This is a genomic window from Clostridium sp. (assembly GCF_050717635.1).
Lineage (GTDB): Bacteria > Bacillota > Clostridia > Clostridiales > Clostridiaceae > Clostridium_AD.
Genome location: NZ_JBOITO010000010.1, coordinates 103,668 through 122,635, shown reverse-complemented (window position 1 = coordinate 122,635; position 18,968 = coordinate 103,668). Strand labels below are relative to the sequence as shown.

The window sequence follows — 18,968 nt, the reverse complement described above, 5'->3', positions numbered from 1 at the left end:
CTGTGGGTGCATTGTAGCTTTGAGCACAATGAAGGGTTTAGAAGATGATAAGCAGAACTACAGACCATAATTTAAAATGAGTATATATTTCATAATTAGATAATTATTAGGAGCCTTAGCGGCATAGATAAATAATAAGTTAAATAAAAAGAGTGATGTTTACTAAAAAGGCAACACTTTGAAATATAAATCTATTAAAATATTAAAAAGAAAGGAAAAGTGGAAACGTTAACGTCGAGAAGACTATGACAGTAAGTGAAGTTGTAACATATTTTCAAGTAAATGAAGCGACTACTTACAAATCATCGAAGTAAGAAAAATACCGGCTTTTAATTTTGACGTCACTGGTGAGTAAAAAAATGAGCTAGTAGAATTCATGAATAAACTAAAGCAAGGGAAACAAATAAGGGAGGAAAATATTGAATAATAATTACAAAGGTAAAGGCAAAAATAAAATCAGAATTATCCCACTAGGTGGACTTGGAGAAATTGGGAAAAACATTACTGTAGTAGAATACAAAGACGAAATTATTATTATAGATTGTGGAATTGCATTTCCAGATGCAGATATGTATGGAGTGGATTTAGTTATTCCTGATGTGAATTATCTCCTAGAGAATAGGGATAAAGTAAAAGGAATCTTTTTAACTCATGGTCATGAAGATCATATAGGAGCATTACCTTACGTATTAAAACAAATTAATATTCCAGTGTACGGAACAAAGTTAACACTAGGGCTTGTAGAAAATAAATTGCAAGAACATGGAATTATATCAGATTGTACACTTAACGTAGTAAATGCTGGTGATATTATAAAACTTGATAAGCTAAGTGTAGAGTTTGTAAGAGTTGGTCATAGTATAGCAGATGCATGTGCTATTGTTGTACACACACCTATTGGCAGAGTTGTACACACTGGTGACTTTAAAATAGATTACACTCCAATTGATGGAGAAGTTATAGATTTAGAAAGATTTGCAAAATTAGGTGGCCAAGGAGTTCTTCTACTAATGATGGACAGTACTAACGTAGAACGAACTGGATTTACAATATCTGAAAAAGTAATTGGAGAATCACTAAATAAACTATTTTACAAGGCTAAAGGTCGAGTAATAGTAGCATCCTTCGCATCAAATATCCATAGGATACAACAGATTGCGAATTCTTCAGTTATGCACGGAAGAAAAATGGCGTTCAGTGGAAGAAGTATGGAAAGAATTTCGGCAGTAGCTATGGAACTTGGATATTTGCATATACCACCAGAATTTATAATTACAGTGGCAGAGCTTCATAATTACCCTGATGACAAAGTAACCATAGTAACCACTGGTAGCCAAGGTGAACCACTAGCTGCTCTCACAAGAATGGCAACGGGAACACATAGAAGTATTGAAATACAAAAAGATGATTTTATTATTATATCTGCATCACCTATCCCAGGAAATGAAAAGTTCATATACAAGGTTATAAATGAACTATTTAAAAAGGGTGCTGAAGTAATTTATAATACTACAGAAGAAATTCACGTTTCTGGGCATGCTTGTCAAGAGGAATTAAAACTAATGCATACCTTGATTCGTCCTAAATACTTCATGCCAGTACATGGTGAGTATAGACATTTAAAACAACACGCACAACTTGCAGAAAAATTAGGAATGGATCCAGAAAGAATTTTCATAGGAGAAACTGGACAAATATTAGAAGTATCTCCAAGTGAATGCAAACTAGCAGGAAGAGTACAAACAGGAGCTATAATGGTAGATGGTCTTGGAGTAGGGGACGTTGGTAACATTGTACTTAGAGATAGAAAACATTTAGCTGAAGAGGGTATTCTTACTGTAGTCGTTACTATAGAAAGAGAGTCTTATAGTATACTCGCAGGACCGGACATAATAACTAGGGGTTTTGTGTATATGAAAGAATCTAATGAACTTATTAACGAAGCTAGGGACATTGTTAGAAAAGAGCTTGAGCAATGTTTAGATAATAAAGTTAAAGAATGGGCAGTAATAAAAACTTGTATTAGAAATTCACTATCTCAGTTTTTATATGTGAAAACTAAGAGAAGACCTATAATTATACCAATAATAATGGAAATATAATAATACAGAAAAAGCATGTATCGTAATGATACATGCTTTTTCTTGGTGCCACCCATACTTTTGAGTGTCCCCCCATGGCAAATGGCATATATTCTTCTTTAAATTGCTCTATCAAAAAAAACAAATCGCAACATAAGCCTATTTGAATGGAATGTTTATTTATATTAAAAATAAAAATAAAAATAACGCAAATTTTACATAAAATATTGCAATTTAGTGTAAATTTATGTATAATAAATATACAAAGATTAAATATATTTGAGAGGCGAGGTGTGTATGGATAAATTAAATCTTGGTAATAATACAATAGAGCATTTAGAAAATTGTATAAATGATTTAAGAGCCGTTTTAAATGAAATATGTTGTACAGATGAAGAGGCAGATGCAGACATTGAAGTTGATGTGAAAAAACTGAATATAAGTAGAGAATTGGACGGATTAATCGTTGAATATATGAGAAAAACAGCTTAATAGGTGCGCACCCATGCTTTTTGGGTGCGCCCACATGGCAAGTGGCTAGTTGCAAGTAGTAAATATGATTGTTATAATTAGATATGTTAGTAAATATTAGTACTTTGTTGTAAAAAGAAGTAATTTAATATATTATTAACATAATGACAAATAAATATGCTTGCTTAGGAGGAAAAATGTGGATGTTTTTTTAGCGAGACAACCAATTCTTGATAGATACAATAGATTATTTGGATATGAGCTACTATTTAGAAATAGTGAAAAAAATAGATATCAAAGTGAAGATGGTGATTCAGCAACAATTGAAGTTATAAAAAATTGTTTTGTAAATATTGGGATTGAAAATGTGACGGGGCAGAAAAAAGCTTTTATTAACTTTACTAAAAATATATTAAAATCAGATATTTTTACAGTGTTATCACCGAAATCAGTAATAATTGAAATATTAGAGGATATAGAGCCTACTGAGGAAATATTAGGGCTCTGTAGAAAACTTAAAGCACAAGGATATACAATAGCTTTAGACGATTTTGTTTATTCTAGTAAATATGCAAAACTTATAGAACTGGCTGATATTATTAAAGTTGATTTTCAAATAACTAAAGGATATGAACGAAAAAAAGTAATGGAAAAAGTTAACTCGGAAGATATAAAGTTTCTTGCAGAAAAAGTAGAAACTATTGAGGATTTCAACGAAGCTGTTAAATATGGATATTCATACTTCCAAGGCTACTATTTTAGCAAGCCCTTAATTATTGTAGGTAAAAGAATATCAGAAAACAAAGCTATTTACCTTAAATTATTGAAAGAAATTAACAGCGATAGCTGTAATATAGATAGTATAGAAAACTTAATAAAAAAGGATTTGTCTTTATCTTTTAAGCTATTAAAAAGAATAAATTCCGCAAATTATGGATTCAGAAGTGAAATAAAATCATTAAATCAAGCATTGGCATTAATTGGAGAAAAAGAAATAAAAAAATGGCTTTATTTAGTAGCCTTCCAAACTCTAGGTGAGGATAAACCTGAAATTATAGTTATAAATTCCTTGGCAAGAGCAAGGTTTTCAGAATTAATTGCAATTAAAATAGGTGTGGAAATTAACTCTTTTAATGCTTTTTTAATAGGGATGTTATCTATGGTAGATATACTTTTAGATAGACCACTAAAGCAAATACTTCAGGAACTTTTACTGCCACTTGAAGTAAAGAATACTTTAAATGGAGTTAATAATAATAAATATACAAAATTATTCAACTTAATTATAGTATATGAAAAGGGACAATGGGATGAAGTATCAATAATTTCAAAGCAACTTAATTTAGTTGAAAACTATTTACCTGATGCATACTATGAAGCTATTGATTATGCTAGGAGTTTGAGGCCCTAAAGATTACAATGGGTAAAAGTAAATATGTAAAAAGATGGAAATGGTTTTAAATAAACTATTCCATCTTTTATTTTTAGAGAATTCTATTCTTTTGGAAGGATATCCATATCTATAGCATCATCTATAATCCCTGCATTCTTGAGTTTTTGTTCTTTAATAAAGAGTATTCTAAATATAAGCCAGGCAAGCAGTGTACTACCAGCTGCAAATATTGTAGGCAAATTTAAACTTATAGAGGTTATAAAGCCTGCAATAATTGGAGGTATAGCTTGAGCAAGTGACATTATAGATTGGTTTATGCCTAGGATTTCTCCTTGTTTATCACTATCTGCTAAATTAGAAATAATAGCTGTACTGTTTGGTTGAGTTAGTCCTTGAAATATAGCTATAAAAGGTATAATAAGGTAAATGCCAATAGCTTTAGTTGGTAATAAAAGTATAGGAAAAGTTAAGGAAAGTAATATTATTGAAACACTTAAAATACTCATGGGTTTATATTTCTTAGACAAGGGGCGTAAGAAAAGTCCTTGGGACAAAGCAATCCATAGACCCATATAAGCAAATAAATCACCTATTTTTGACTGGTTAAAATGAAATTTACCTATTAGAAATACTTGAAAAAATTGAGTGAAAAAATTAAAACCTACAGTTAAAAGAAAGCCTACTAAAAACATAGTTCTTAAATCCTTATAAGTAAAAGCCTTTTGGATATTCCGAATACCTGTAAAGGCACTTACCTTCACTTGTCTTGCCTTAACTAAGGTTTCTGGAAAATTCCATAAAACTAGTAATATGTTTGCTAAAGTTAGAATAACAGAAAGCCAAAATGGTGTAGCATAAGTAAACCAACTTACAATAGAAGGATCTGAAATCTTTCCACCAACGTAAGGTCCAATTATGAACCCCAAACCAAAAGCCATACCAATAAGACCGAAATTCCTAGATTTTGTTTCTTCAGTGCTAATATCAGCTATAGCTGATTGTGCAATAGAGATGTTACCACCCGTAAATCCATCTAATATTCTACCAATAAATAGAAGGTAGATATTGCTAAAAATAATTCCAAGGGCAAATAGGACATAACCAATAAGTGTTCCGAAAAGGGAAATAACTAATAGCTTTTTTCTTCCTTTTTGATCCGCTAAGGTCCCTAAAATAGGAGCTCCGAAAAATTGAGCTAGTGGATAGGAGGCTATTAAAAACCCATAAACTAGAGTTCTTGTTGAAAAACTATAGGCAAAAGGTAAGACAGCAGAACTTGGATCTAATAAAACAGCAGGTAATATGGGAATTATAATTCCAAGGCCTAACATGTCTAAAAACACTGTAAAAAATATAGGCAATATTGAGAATTTTTTATGTTTCAATTTTATCACTCCTCTTATAAAATATTTACTAGCTATATACATATTATAGTGAACATTACTAATAATTGGAATGATTTATTTTAAAAAAAACAGAGTAGGCTAAACTTAAATAGTGTTTAGCCTACTCTGTTTTTAAAAGGTTTATTCTTATACTTCGCCGAATTTACTTTCTACAAGAACTTTTAAAGCCTCAATAGCTGCTTCTTCGTCAGCACCTTCTGCAACAATTTTAATTTCTTCATCTTTTGATAAACCTAAGCTCATTATGTTTATTATTGATTTTGCATTAGCCACATCATCGCCGTGTAATATACTAATAGTTGACTTGAACTTATTTGCTGTTTTTACAAATATGGAAGCGGGTCTTGCATGTAGTCCTTGTTCGTTTAATATTTTAACGATAATTTCCATTATTAAAACCTCCTAAAATGTATTTATTTAATAATTAGTATACCATTGGTGCCACCCACGTGGCAAGTGGCAAGTTAAGATGCCACTTGCCACGTGGGTGGCACCACGCAAAATTATTGAAATAAATCCATTTTTGTGATATATTTAATAGAATATAGACAAAACTAACAAGTGAGATAGATTACTTATAATATAGATATCACACGTAATCTAGACTAAGAGGAAGGTGACAAGCATGGAAAATAAAACTAATTCATCAAACTTTATAAGAAATATTGTTGTAGAAGATTTAGAAACAGGAAAACATAAGAAAATTGTTACTAGATTTCCACCAGAACCAAACGGATATTTGCATATTGGGCATGCGAAAGCAATTATTTTGAGCTTCGAACTTGCAGATGAATTTAAGGGTAAGACAAACTTACGTTTTGATGATACAAACCCAGCTAAGGAAGATAAAGAATACGTTAATTCCATAGAAGAAGATATAAAATGGCTTGGTTATAAGTGGGATGATTTATTTTTTGCATCAAATTATTTTCAAGAAATGTATGAACGTGCAGTATTATTAATAAAGAATAATAAAGCTTATGTTTGTGATTTAACAGCTGAGGAGATGAAAGAGTACAGAGGCACTTTAAGAGAACCGGGTAAAGAGAGCCCATACAAAAACAGAACTGTGGAAGAAAACTTAGATCTATTTGACCGCATGAGAAAAGGTGAATTTCTCGATGGACAAAAGGTTCTGAGAGCTAAAATTGATATGAACTCTCCGAATATAAATATGAGAGATCCAATAATTTATCGTATATCTCATGCAGTCCACCACAATACAGGTGATAAATGGTGCATTTATCCAATGTATGATTATGCACATCCAATAGAAGATGCAATTGAAGGAATTACACATTCAATTTGTACCTTAGAATTTGAAGATCATAGGCCATTATATGATTGGGTTGTAAACAATTGTGAAATGGAACATAAACCAAGGCAAATAGAATTTGCAAGATTAAATATCACAAATACTGTAATGAGTAAAAGAAACCTTAAGCAATTAGTAGATAATGGAATTGTAGATGCTTGGGATGACCCCCGTATGCCAACTATAGCAGGACTTAGACGTCGAGGATACACTGCAGAAGCTATACGCAATTTTTGTAGAGAAATAGGAGTGGCAAAAGCTAACAGTACAGTAGATGAACAAATGTTAGAACACTTTATAAGAGAAGATTTAAGCCCAAAAACGCGTAGAACTATGGCAATTTTAAGGCCACTTAAGGTGATTATTACGAATTACCCAGAAGCTCAAGTTGAAATGCTTGAAATTGAAAATAATCAAGATGATGCATCAATGGGAACTCGTCAAGTGTCATTCTCAAGAGAAATATATATAGAACAAGAAGACTTCATGGAAATCCCACCAAAGAAATATTTTAGATTGTTTCCTGGAAATGAGGTAAGACTTAAGGGAGCATACTTTATCAAATGTACTGATCTTATTAAAGATTCTGAGGGAAATGTATCTGAAATACACTGTACTTATGATAAAGAAACTAAGAGTGGTAGTGGATTTACTGGAAGAAAAGTCAAAGGAACAATTCACTGGGTAGACGCAATAAATGCATTGCCAGCAGAATTTAGATTATTTGAACCATTAATATTAGACGAAGCACAAGAAGAAGGAAAAACTTTCTTAGATCAAATAAATCCTAATTCTATAGAGGTTTTGCAAGGATTTATAGAGCCAAGTATGAAGGATTCAAAACCACAGGATAAATTCCAATTCTTTAGACATGGTTATTTCAATGTAGATTCTAGATACACTACTGAGGGGAAACTAGTTTTTAACAGAATAGTATCCTTAAAGAGTTCATTTAAAATTTTAAAATAAAATAAACGCCAGTACAAAATTTTGTACTGGCGTTTATTTTTATAACTGCCTAGTTTCTATATCTTCTTTAATTGCTTTAATAAAGGATTCTAGTGGAGTTGCACCTTCATCACCATTTTTACGACTTCTAACAGAAACTTCATTAAGCTCTGCTTCTTTTTCTCCTACTATTAGTAGGTATGGAACTCTTTCATTACGAGCTTCACGAATCTTGTATCCAATTTTTTCTGCTCTGAAATCTCCTGAAGTTCTAATGTTAGCTGCTTTAAGTTTTGCTACTACAGTGTCCGCATAATCATGGAATTTTTCGGAAATAGGCAATACCTTAACTTGCATTGGTGCAAGCCAAGTTGGGAAAGCACCAGCATATTTTTCTATGAGCATTGCGAGTGTTCTCTCGTAGCAACCAATAGAAGTTCTATGGATAACATATGGACGTTTTTTAGAACCATCACTATCAATATAAGTCATGTCAAATCTTTCTGGTAATGAGAAGTCAATTTGTACAGTAATTATAGTATCCTCTTTACCATGAACATTTTTGAATTGAAGGTCAAGCTTAGGGCCGTAGAAAGCTGCTTCACCAACGGCTGTTTTATACTTTATACCTAAATGGTTTAACATATCTTCCATCTTAGTTTCAGTTTCTGCCCAAGCTTCTGGGTTATCAATATATTTATCACTATCATTTGGATCCCATTTAGAGAATCTGTAAGTGATATCATTTTCAATTCCGAGTGTTACCATTATATAGTTAATTAAATTTATAACACCTTTAAATTCGTCTTCTAATTGATCAGGTCTAACAACTAAATGACCCTCTGAAATAGTGAACTGACGAACTCTCATAAGACCATGCATTTCACCTGAAGATTCATTTCTGAAAAGTGTTGAAGTTTCTGCATATCTAATTGGAAGATCGCGATAACTCTTTTGATCTGCATTATAAATTGTAAATTGGAATGGACATGTCATTGGGCGAAGTGCCATAACTTCCTCGTCTTTAGATTCATCACCAAGGACAAACATTCCATCTTTATAATGATCCCAGTGACCAGACATTTTATATAAATCGCTTTTAGCCATAAGAGGAGTCTTAGTAATAACATATCCTCTTTTTTCTTCCTCATCTTCAACAAAACGTTCAAGTAACTGAATTACCCTTGCGCCATTAGGCATAAGTAGTGGTAATCCTTGACCTATAACATCTGATGTTGTAAAGAATTTCAATTCGCGTCCAAGCTTGTTATGGTCTCTTTTTTTAGCATCTTCCACTCTTTCTAAATGAGCATCTAAATCAGATTTTTTTGTAAAGGCAGTCCCGTATATACGACTGAGCATTTTGTTTTTCTCGCTACCTCTCCAATAAGCTCCTGCAACTTGAGTAAGTTTAAAAGCTTTAATATACTTTGTAGACATCAAATGTGGTCCTGCACAAAGATCTGTAAACTCACCATGTTTATAGAAGGAGATAATCGCATCCATTGGTAAATCTTCAATCAATGCCACTTTGAAACTTTCATCTTTATTTGCCATAAAAGCTATAGCTTCAGATCTTGGAAGTTCAAATCTTTCTATGGCAAGATCTGATTTAACAATCTTCTTCATTTCGTCTTCTATTTTTATAATTTCTTCAGCAGAGAAAGAACCCTGTTTATCAAAATCGTAGTAGAAACCTCCATCTATAGCGGGTCCAATAGCAAGTTTAGTAGCAGGAAACAATCTTTTTACTGCTTGAGCCAAAATGTGACAAGCGGTATGTCTAAAGGCCTTTTGACCTTCCTCACTATCAAAAGTTAATATACTAAGTTCGCAATCCTCAGTGATTTTTAAACGTAAATCTACAGTTTTATCGTTCATCATGCCAGCACAGGCCACTCTTGCAAGGCCCTCACTAATATCTCTCGCAATTTCAAATACAGTTATTCCAGACTCATAAGCTTTCATTGAACCATCTTTTAGTGTGATATTTATCATTTATATTGCTCCTTTCAAATTTTTTACAAAACAAAAAACCCCATCCCAATTCTAGTTATAGAAAAGGGACGAGATTATAATTTCCCGCGGTTCCACCCAAATTGTTTATAAAAATAAACCACTTAATAATTATAACGGAATTACCGGGCTTTATTAAAGCCACTCAGAGGTAGTTTTCAGCTAACTGCATTTAAGAATACTTACAGCAATAGTATTCTCTCTCTGTAAATGTATGGTAACTTACTTTTCTCTTCATAGTATTTAAGTATTATATTTACATTAATTATAGCACCTGGGGTAAAAATGTCAAGGTCATTAATAGAGCAACTAAGAATAGTTTAATTAGCATAGAAGTATATTATATTAAAAAGAAAATTAGCTAAAAATAAAATAAATTGTAAAAAACTATTAATAAAACTAAAGTTTATACGATAATTAAAAGTACTATGTAAAAGTTACATGAATTTTCTAAATAGGAGGGCTCGAGGTGAATGACAAAAAAATAGACTTAAACAAAACTGCAAGAAAAGACTTAACAAGTAAAGCTGAAATATTAAATGATGATTCGTTATTCCCTAATGAAATGGGACTTAAAATAATGCCAATTAAGGTAACTGCTGGATATGCTTTAAGTGCTGGACTTTGGGTATTATTTTCAGATAGGATTTTAAATATGGTAATTAAAGGAAAATTTTTAGTGCAGCATATACAAAAAGTTAAAGGTTGGGGATATGTACTTATTTCATCTGTTATAATATATTATTTAGTCAATGAGTTTAGCAAAAAAAATAAGATGTGGTCTCATAAATCAAAAGAGAATTATGAGGAAATACAAGCTACTTATGAGCAGTTAATAGCTGCAGAAGAGGAGTTAAGGGCACAGTATGATGAACTTAATGAAAAACAAGCAATGATTGAAAAAAGTGAAGAAAGATATAAATTAGCTTTGGAAGGGTCCAATGATACCATTTGGGAAGTTGACCTTATAACTAAAGAATTGTTTTTATCTGACAAATTCGGGAAAATTACTGGATATGATAACAACACTATAAATTCATTAGATGATCTAATAAATTTAGTAATTGAAGACGACAAAGAAATTGCAATAAGTGATTTTGAAAATCACATTAATGGAAAGACCTTATATTACCAAAGTAAAATAAAAATTAGGTCTAATGCCGGAGAGAAAAAGTGGATTTTAATTAGAGGTAAGTGCCTAAGAAATAAAAAAGGTATTGCAACTAAAATTTCAGGATCCCTTACTGATATATCTGTACTAAAGGACTCTGAGGAAAAAATTAATAAGTTGGAGTATTATGATATATTAACAGGTATACCAAATAGAAGACTTTTTGTTAATACTCTTAAAAGTGAGATTATAAAAGCTAAATTTAAAGAAACTAAAATGGCTGTATTATTTATCGATTTAGATAATTTTAAAGAAATTAATGATACTTTAGGCCATGATTATGGGGATGAATTATTAAAAAAAGTTGCAATAACCATTAAAGCATCTATTAAAGAAGGCGATCTTGTTTCAAGAGTTGGAGGGGATGAATTTTTTATTTTAATGAAGGATGTTCAGGATTACGCATCTATTAGTGAGCTTTGTAGAAAAATACAAAGTTTACTAAACTGTGGAATTAATATAGATAGTAAGCATGTATATTCTGCAGCAAGTATTGGTATTGCAGTGTTTCCACAAGATGGCAAGACTAGCTCAGCACTGCTACGAAGTGCTGATACTGCCATGTATAATTCTAAATACAATGGAAAATCCAAATATTGTTATTTTGACAAATGTATGAGTGAGGCTGTAGTAAGACGTGTAGAAATAGAAAAAGGTCTAAGACGTGCATTAGAAAGAAACGAGCTTGAAATATATTATCAACCACAGATAGATATTATAAACAATAAAATAAAAGGATTTGAGGCACTTTTAAGATGGGAAAGTCCTGAACTTGGGAAAGTATCTCCAGTAGAGTTTATACCTATTGCAGAGCAAAGTGGATTAATAATTCCTATGGGTGAATGGATTATAAAAACTGTGTATCTTCAAAATAATGCATGGAAAAATAAAGGCTACGTATATGATACTATTGCAATAAATCTATCGTCAATTCAACTTGAGAATGATAAATTTGAAGAAACTCTAAAAAAACTTATAGCTGAAACAAATGTTAATCCAAGATTTGTGGAGCTAGAAATTACAGAAAGCATTTTGGTGAAAGATTTTGAAAAAAGCGTAAAACTTCTTACTGTCATAAGAGACTTAGGTATAAACATTGCCTTAGATGATTTTGGAACGGGATATTCTTCTCTTAGTTATTTAAAGCAATTGCCTATAAACACCCTTAAAATAGACAAGTCTTTTATTGACAACATAGTTACAAATGAAAGAGAAAGAGCCATTGTAGATGGAATAATACAACTTGCACAGAAAATTGGATTGGATGTTATTGCAGAAGGCGCGGAATCCAAGGAACAAATTGAACTATTGCAAAGTATGGGCTGCAACCAAATACAAGGCTATTATTACAGTAAACCTCTTCCAAGCGCTGAAATTGAGGAGAAATTTTTAAAAAGTAAGTGGAGTCAACAACAATTGGGGACGGTTAACAACTAATCGGCTAAAGTCTGGGGAAAGTCTGGGGGACGGTTAACAACTAACTGACTTAAAAAGTGTGGGGGACGAGCATAAGCTTTTAGCTTTAGGCGGAAAAGTTGTTAACCGTCCCCTTAGTGTTTAAAAAAACATAATTAAATAAAAAAGCAGAAAGCTGTGATTTTTAAAATCACAGCTTTCTGCTTATAGAAAAATAATAAAAATATATAAATTACTAAAGTATATGTTCAATAAAATATATTTATGCTATAATAGTACATAAATGTAATATTAAGTAAATAACAAATAAAAGGGGGAAGATTCACATGAAATCAAATAAAATTATACAATTTAATGGGAGGGAAGTAATTTTTAAAGATTTAGAGCAAAAGGTTAAGAAAATATGGAGGCAAGGTGGACAACTTCAAAAGGATATAAAATCAATGGAGATATATGTGAAAATAGAAGAAAATAAGTGCTACTATGTTATTAATGAAAATGTTTCGGGCAAATTTGAATTAACTGCTTAAGGGCTAGATTACTTATGAATCTTGCAAAACGAAGGAGATGTAAAAATGAGAAATGTCCTAAAGAATCTGGCAGTTGTGATAACTTTGATGCTCACTTTAAATGTAACAGCACTAGCAGTTCCAACTAGTGGAATGTTACAACAGCAGAAGGATCAACTAACGAAAGTTCAAACTGAAAGGGATAAAGTAGAAAGCAAAATAGAACAATTAGATAACGAGATTGGAATTAATATGACTAAAACGGAAGAAAATAAGGCCGAAATATCTTTAACAGAAAAGGCGATTAAAATAGCCATAGTAGATATTGAGAAGGTTGAAATTAGCGAAACAAGTCAAGAAAAATTGTTTAATAGCAGAATAAGAACTATGTATATGAATGGTTTCGATGGCTATGCCGAGATGATTCTCAGTGCAGAGACCATTGGTGATTTTGTATCAAGAGTAGAAAATGTAAAAATTATTATGAATTTTGATAAAGAAGTAACGAATAAATTAAAAGCTACTAAAATTAAGTTAAATGAAAAGCAACAAAGTTTAAATAGGACGAAAGAAGCACTACTTAGTTTGCAAGTTGAAAATAAGGAAAAGTTAAATAAAATAATTCTCGCTAGAGAGGCACAAAAAAAATTAATAACTCAGCTAAACAGCAAGAAAAATATTCTTCTAGCTGAGATAAGTAACTCTTACGTGTCATTAAATATAGGCATGTCAAACATAAATGTCATGGGAGACATTTCACCTTCAAGAGGCGCGACTAATGTGTCACAAAACGCTGTAGTATCCTATGCAGCAGATTTCCTTGGCACACCATATTTATGGGCTGGGACATCACCTTCAACAGGTTTTGATTGTTCAGGATTCACACAATATGTGTACAGGCATTTTGGAATATCAATAGGAAGAAGCACTGGTGATCAGGTAAGAAGTGGTGTAGGAGTATCTATAGATAATCTTCAACCTGGAGATTTAGTTTTCTTTGGGGGTTCAAGTAATCCTAAACATACTGGTATTTATATTGGAGATAATAAGTACATTCATTCTCCTCATACAGGAGACGTAATAAAGATTTCATCTATGACAAGACGGGATTATGTAATAGGCAGACGAGTAAGATAAAAAGTATATATATCGCGGATGAACTTTATATAATATATATACTTTGTTGAAAATGATAGGGACGGTTAACAATTGTTGAAAATGATAGGGACGGTTAACAATTGTTGCACTTTATTGAAATACTCCTAATGCCCACCTAAGAGATTAATAATTTACTGATTATCATATCATATAAATTTTCTTCATCCGTACCAACTAAAATCTTTTTATCTACCAGAGCAATAGTGTGAGACTTACACCTGCGGCATTTTCCAAGACATTTTTTAGTGGATATTTTTATATTTGGATGAGTTTCAGTTATCATAGCAATGACAGCATCTTTCCCTTTGTTTTTTTCGCAAAATTTAACTTTCACATTATCAACTCCTCAATAATTACTTTATGCTAGAGGGAAGGCGAAAATGCTTGGGGACGGTTAACAATTGTTTTATCCTTAGTGAATATTAGACTTTAAGTAGAGGTTATCCCTTTGCATTAGGTTTTACATCTATTTATCTCTTGTTTTAATTTTTTATTGGTTTAAAAGGACAAGCATCTGTAATTATAGAGGCTTGTCCTTTTTTATTGAATAAAAAACAAATAAGTAATAATTATAAAATTTTTATTTGTAACTGTTACTTATAGATAAAAGAAATTAATAATAAGCTTTTTAAGAGTAACTTTCGATAAACTCAGAAATAATATTTTCATATTTTTTGTCTGATATAATTAAGTCCACACCAATAGTGCATAATTTTGATGTTCTAGCCTGTGTAATGTTTCCAAGTATACTGCAGATATCGCTGGATTTGAAATTGCAGAGGCATCTCATTAGGACAACAGCTAATGCTCTTGATTTTACGAGCTTTCTGTTATGTTTCATATGAAGAACAACCTTTGGTATACCCATCTTATTCGCTATGAAATTTATTATGTCCTTACTTTTAAAGTTTCGTAAAAGTATTTTCCTTTCACTTTTATATTCCGTTGTTTCATCTTCAAATTCAATTTTTTCTATTTGTTTTTCATCGGTGCATCCTAAAATACGGTTGCAGTAATTTTTTCTTGCTTTTTTAAGATCATTACCAAAAAAGCTCATAACAAAGTCGTAATCAACTACTCTGAAAGCGTCTTTTCTTTTTCCAGTGTATATTCCTAAGCTAGAAAAAGCATATTCTTCAGGACAATCTTTGAATTCACCAATATCTGTAGGATTATTATGTATATATAATGATACAGTTCTAAGGTATTTGTCATTATCAACTATTAGGCTCTTAAATCTATCTTTAAAAAGAGGCCCGTGCCTTTTATATTTTTTGTTAAAGTACATTGCATAAGAAAAATTTATTCCATGCATGACTTTTGATATATCTGCGCCGTTAGCATCGATCAGTAGATGTGCATGGTTATCCATAAGACAGTAACCATAAACTTTAATATTATAGATAACTTTATATTTCTTAAGTAGAGTTAAATACTTGTTCTTATCTTCGCAATCTCTGAATAAATCTACCTCGGTTATACTTTTGCACATAATATGAAATATAGCATCGCTCGCTTTTAATCTTGCTTTTCTTGCCATGAATTATTACCCCTTTTCATAAACTTTTATTTAAATTCTTGCCTATGATTTCAGATGTTATTCATGTTTTTAGATGATAGTTTAATCCAATTAATTGTTAACCGTCCCCAGCTTTTCCATAACTATTTTTCGATAAAATAAAAAAAACAGAAATTTTAAGGTAATGTAAGGTATAATGTAACTATAAGAATAAATTTGGAAATTGTAATTAAAATAAAACAGAAATAATAGAATATTAGTAATAGGATTTTAGGGGGAGTGATTTAGATGGAAGATAAGGATATTATACTTTTGCTAGCAATAGTAATGGTTTTCTTTGCGACACTTTTCATTAGTAAGCAGCAGGCGGTTGCCAGTGTAAGCGTTCCTACGATATATACCTCTGCTAATATTGAAGGGACATCTCAAAGGGAAGCTAGAACAGCTGCAGCTAAAGTTGAAGCACAAGCTAAAGTTGAGGCTAAGGCTAAAGCTGAATATCAGAAGTTATTAGTAGCTAGGCAAAGTAAGATAGATGAAGAGCTAAAAAATCAACGTAAGCTAGATGATATAGAAAAATCAATTAGAACTTTCGTAGGTGAAGATATAAAAAAAATTGGAATTGTTTACTACGACATAAATTCTAAGAAGTTCATTAGCATAAATGGGGACAAACAGTTTGTAGCCGCCAGTACGATAAAAGTACCTATAAATATGCTTATGTACGATATGATACAGCATAAAAAAATTGATATTGATGAAAAATTAAAATACAAAAAATCAGATTTTGAAGGTGGTGCGGGGATGCTTCAAGGAACGGATTTAAGTAAACCTATTGCCATACAGAAATTAAGTGACTATTCAATACGGTATTCAGATAATATAGCCATAAATATGCTTTTAAGAAAAGTGGGAAATGAAAATAGATATGATTATCTTGAAAAAATTACGGGACATTCTATAGAGCATAAAGGGAATTACACCACACCGATGGAATCTTTTAAGATATTAGAAAGATTATATATAAACCCAGACGAGAATGAATACTACAGTGGTTTAATTGAAACTATGAAAAAAACAGAGTATCATGATAGGATAGACAAATATATTCCAAATGAAATTGTAGCTCATAAAATTGGGGACTATGATGAATATGTAAATGATATGGCCATTGTATACAATGATAAACCTTATATTCTTGTAGTTTTTACAAAAAATGTGGTAGATGCACACGAAAGTATTGCACAAGTATCTAAAGTGATATACGAGGCACAAAAAAAATAGTATAGTTTCCTTAAAGAACAAAAATGCCTAAGTATATCAATATACTTAGGCATTTTCTAGTCTATAGGTCTATAGGTCTAGTCTAGGGACGGTTAACAACTAAACAGCATTAAAGGGTGAGGGGGACAGGCAAAAAAGTTAAGGGCGGTTAACAATTTTTACGGTTTAAGGTAAAAAGTTGTTAACCGTCCCCATAAAAGTTGCGTTAAATTATCAAAAAAACAAAGACCCTCGTTTTAACAAATCGATAAATTTGTTAAAACAAAAATCTATTAGAACAACTTCACTAATGACATGAGATAGGCATATAAATAATAAAAAAAAAATTATAAAATATACTCACAAAAATAAATTAGGAGGAATGCCAATCTCTTGTGTCGGTAGTGAAGCATAATATATTATATGCTCGAAAATTAAAGTTGCTACAACCATATACAAATAGATTTCGGTCCAAATATATGGAATTTATCCATCAAAATGTATTTAATCATTTCAAATACATAGGAAATAATGTATAATAATAATAAAACATGGAAAGGCGTGAGATAAAATGACTTATATGAAAAAATACGAAGAATGGTTAAACAATGAATACTTTGATGAAAAGACCAGAGAAGAATTAAGGTCAATATCAGAGGATGATAAGGAAATTCAAGATAGATTCTACATGGACTTAGAGTTTGGAACTGCAGGACTAAGGGGAAAATTAGGTGCGGGACTTAATAGGATGAACATATATATTATATCAAGAGCAACTCAAGGACTTGCAGATTACATTAAAGAATATGGGAAAGAATATATGGATAGAGGCGTAGCCATAGCCTATGATTGCAGACATTTCTCAGAAAAATTTGCAAAAACAGCAGCTCAGGTTTTAGCGGCAAACGGAGTTAAGGCTTATTTATTTGAAGAATTAAGACCTACTCCAGAATTATCCTATGCAGTAAGGACGCTAAATTGTGCTTCTGGAATTGTAGTAACTGCTAGTCATAACCCTAAAGAATACAACGGTTACAAGGTATACTGGGAAGATGGTGCTCAAATATTATCATCTATATCAAAGGGCATAACTGATAAAATTCAAACAATTACAGATTTTAGTGCTATAAAACTTATGGATATGAACGAAGCAAAGGAAAAAGGATTAATAGTAATGCTTGGAAAAGCCATGGATCAAGAGTATATGGAGAAAGTTAAAGGACTTAGCTTAAGAGATGATATAGATAAAGATATAAAAATTGTATATACCCCATTAAATGGTACAGGAAATATGCCTGTAAGGCGTGTTCTTAAGGAAAGAGGCTTTACTAATATAATAGTAGTACCTGAGCAAGAAAATCCAGATCCAGACTTTACTACAGTTGGATATCCAAACCCAGAGGATGTAAAAGCATTTAAATATGCACAGGCTCTTGGGAAAAAAGAAGGGGCAGAATTATTAATAGCTACAGATCCAGATTGTGATAGACTTGCCATAATGGTTAGAGATAAAAATGGTGAATATGTTGCCTTTAACGGTAATCAAACAGGAGCTATATTAATAAAATATGTCATAGAAGGAATGAAGGAAAAAGGCACACTTCCCAAAAATGCTGCTATAGTAAAATCCATAGTAACAGGGGATCTAGGTAGAGCTATAGGAAAAAAATATGGTGTAGAAACTTTTGATGTACTAACAGGATTTAAAAATATTTGTGGAAAAGTAAACGATTTTAAAAAAGACAATAGCTATGAATTTGTATTTGGATATGAAGAAAGTATCGGCTATGTTGCAGGAACTTTCGTTCGTGATAAAGATGCAGTAATAGCTTCTATGCTTTTATGTGAAGCTGCTGGTTATTATAAAAAACAAGAAAAGACTCTAATAGAAGTATTAAATGGAATATATGAAGAGTTTGGATATTATAGAGAAAACCTAATATCTATAGTTTTAGAAGGCATAGAAGGGCAAAAAAGAATTTCTAGGATGATGGAAGAATACAGAAAAGATAATCCAAAGACTTTAGGCACTGCAAAGCTTACTAAATATATAGATTATGACATAGAGAAATCTTACGACATAATAAATGGCACAGAGGAAAGTAGTGGAATTCCAGTATCTAATGTACTTAAATTCTATTTTGACGATGAAAGTTGGTATGCTGTAAGACCATCTGGTACAGAACCAAAAATTAAGATATACATGTACTCTAAGGGAAAAACTTTAGAGGCGGCAGAAACAAAATTAGTAGAGATGAAGGAAATAATAATAGAGAAACTTCAAAGCACGAAATAATATAAA

Annotated in this window: 14 protein-coding genes and 1 other annotated feature; of the genes, 9 read left to right on the top strand and 5 right to left on the bottom strand. The window is 31.5% G+C overall.

The window, feature by feature from the left end; genetic code table 11:
* Positions 1 to 419: 419 nt before the first annotated feature.
* The 3 genes from ACREWB_RS05230 (at position 420) to ACREWB_RS05220 (ending at position 3,963) form a co-directional block, all read left to right on the top strand.
* Positions 420 to 2,102 carry a ribonuclease J gene (locus ACREWB_RS05230; RefSeq protein ID WP_431546435.1) on the top strand — a complete coding sequence of 561 codons (1,683 nt, stop codon included), beginning with the start codon at positions 420 to 422 and terminating at the stop codon, positions 2,100 to 2,102.
* Positions 2,103 to 2,378: 276 nt separating this feature from the next.
* A complete protein-coding gene (locus tag ACREWB_RS05225) occupies positions 2,379 to 2,573 on the top strand; it encodes an aspartyl-phosphate phosphatase Spo0E family protein (RefSeq protein ID WP_431546434.1) in 195 nt (64 codons plus the stop codon).
* A gap of 178 nt (positions 2,574 to 2,751) precedes the next feature.
* Complete coding sequence (locus ACREWB_RS05220) at positions 2,752 to 3,963, top strand: EAL and HDOD domain-containing protein (protein WP_431546433.1); 1,212 nt, start codon at positions 2,752 to 2,754, stop codon at positions 3,961 to 3,963.
* A gap of 83 nt (positions 3,964 to 4,046) precedes the next feature.
* On the opposite strand, the gene ACREWB_RS05215 is transcribed toward ACREWB_RS05220, so the two are convergent.
* The gene (locus tag ACREWB_RS05215; RefSeq protein WP_431546432.1) at positions 4,047 to 5,330 is read right to left on the bottom strand and encodes an MFS transporter; all 1,284 of its coding nucleotides are present in this window, start codon (positions 5,328 to 5,330) and stop codon (positions 4,047 to 4,049) included.
* A 147-nt stretch (positions 5,331 to 5,477) separates the two neighbouring features.
* Positions 5,478 to 5,741: an HPr family phosphocarrier protein gene (locus ACREWB_RS05210; protein ID WP_431546431.1), complete on the bottom strand. Its 264-nt coding sequence runs from the start codon at positions 5,739 to 5,741 to the stop codon at positions 5,478 to 5,480.
* A gap of 235 nt (positions 5,742 to 5,976) precedes the next feature.
* Between ACREWB_RS05210 and ACREWB_RS05205 the strand changes: the two genes are divergently transcribed.
* On the top strand, positions 5,977 to 7,635 hold the full coding sequence (locus ACREWB_RS05205) for a glutamine--tRNA ligase/YqeY domain fusion protein (protein WP_431546430.1): 1,659 nt from the start codon (positions 5,977 to 5,979) through the stop codon (positions 7,633 to 7,635).
* A gap of 39 nt (positions 7,636 to 7,674) precedes the next feature.
* Here the strand turns inward: ACREWB_RS05205 and thrS are convergent, their stop codons facing one another.
* A complete protein-coding gene (thrS, locus tag ACREWB_RS05200) occupies positions 7,675 to 9,612 on the bottom strand; it encodes a threonine--tRNA ligase (protein WP_431546429.1) in 1,938 nt (645 codons plus the stop codon).
* A gap of 61 nt (positions 9,613 to 9,673) precedes the next feature.
* Positions 9,674 to 9,877: a binding site (T-box leader), on the bottom strand.
* 222 nt (positions 9,878 to 10,099) lie between these two features.
* Between thrS and ACREWB_RS05195 the strand changes: the two genes are divergently transcribed.
* The 3 genes from ACREWB_RS05195 to ACREWB_RS05185 all read left to right on the top strand — a co-directional run bounded on the left by ACREWB_RS05195 (position 10,100) and on the right by ACREWB_RS05185 (position 13,863).
* Positions 10,100 to 12,238: a sensor domain-containing protein gene (locus tag ACREWB_RS05195; RefSeq protein ID WP_431546428.1), complete on the top strand. Its 2,139-nt coding sequence runs from the start codon at positions 10,100 to 10,102 to the stop codon at positions 12,236 to 12,238.
* Between the two features lie 278 nt (positions 12,239 to 12,516).
* Positions 12,517 to 12,747: a DUF6465 family protein gene (locus ACREWB_RS05190; RefSeq protein WP_503417243.1), complete on the top strand. Its 231-nt coding sequence runs from the start codon at positions 12,517 to 12,519 to the stop codon at positions 12,745 to 12,747.
* Positions 12,748 to 12,792: 45 nt separating this feature from the next.
* The gene (locus ACREWB_RS05185) at positions 12,793 to 13,863 is read left to right on the top strand and encodes a C40 family peptidase (protein WP_431546426.1); all 1,071 of its coding nucleotides are present in this window, start codon (positions 12,793 to 12,795) and stop codon (positions 13,861 to 13,863) included.
* Between the two features lie 136 nt (positions 13,864 to 13,999).
* Here the strand turns inward: ACREWB_RS05185 and ACREWB_RS05180 are convergent, their stop codons facing one another.
* On the bottom strand, positions 14,000 to 14,218 hold the full coding sequence (locus ACREWB_RS05180; RefSeq protein WP_431546425.1) for a DUF1450 domain-containing protein: 219 nt from the start codon (positions 14,216 to 14,218) through the stop codon (positions 14,000 to 14,002).
* 294 nt (positions 14,219 to 14,512) lie between these two features.
* Positions 14,513 to 15,424, bottom strand: a complete 912-nt coding sequence (locus tag ACREWB_RS05175) for a transposase (RefSeq protein ID WP_431546424.1) — start codon at positions 15,422 to 15,424, stop codon at positions 14,513 to 14,515.
* A 267-nt stretch (positions 15,425 to 15,691) separates the two neighbouring features.
* On the opposite strand from ACREWB_RS05175, the gene ACREWB_RS05170 reads away from it, so the two are divergent.
* Together ACREWB_RS05170 and ACREWB_RS05165 are read left to right on the top strand one after the other, a co-directional pair.
* Positions 15,692 to 16,687: a serine hydrolase gene (locus tag ACREWB_RS05170; RefSeq protein WP_431546423.1), complete on the top strand. Its 996-nt coding sequence runs from the start codon at positions 15,692 to 15,694 to the stop codon at positions 16,685 to 16,687.
* A gap of 550 nt (positions 16,688 to 17,237) precedes the next feature.
* Complete coding sequence (locus ACREWB_RS05165) at positions 17,238 to 18,962, top strand: phospho-sugar mutase (RefSeq protein WP_431546422.1); 1,725 nt, start codon at positions 17,238 to 17,240, stop codon at positions 18,960 to 18,962.
* Positions 18,963 to 18,968: the final 6 nt, after the last annotated feature.